This is a genomic window from Ralstonia sp. VS2407 (assembly GCF_052950655.1).
Window position 1 is genome coordinate 1 of the sequence record NZ_JBRFVG010000397.1, and the last position, 430, is coordinate 430.

The 430-nt window shown below is 66.7% G+C and carries 1 protein-coding gene; it reads right to left on the bottom strand.

Annotation, left to right across the window (positions count from 1 at the left end):
• Window positions 1-430, bottom strand: a 430-nt coding sequence (locus ACU8YE_RS25660; RefSeq protein ID WP_446930444.1) for an adenine phosphoribosyltransferase, incomplete at both ends; no start/stop codon positions are given.

Below are 430 nucleotides of genomic sequence, written 5' to 3' on the forward strand. Positions count from 1 at the left end.
GATCCGGCAGATCGACGATCGCCGCGCCTTCGACGACGACGGCGCCCAGCCGCTCGAGCAGGTTCTTGCCCGCCATCATCGTGCCGCCCGTCGCGATCAGATCATCGACGATCACGACGCGATCGCCCGGCTTGCATGCGTCCTCGTGAATCTCGACGGTCGCGGTGCCGTACTCGAGCGCATACGATTCGCGCTGCGTCGCGTACGGCAGCTTGCCGACCTTGCGGATCGGCACGAAGCCGACGGACAGCTCGTACGCGACGATCGGCGCGATGATGAAGCCGCGCGCATCGAGGCCCGCGATGTAGTCGAGCTTCGCGTCGACATAGCGCTCGACGAACAGGTCGACGAGCACGCGCAACGCCTTCGCGCTTTGCAGCAGCGGCGTGATGTCGCGAAACATCACGCCGGGCTGCGGCCAGTCCGGCAC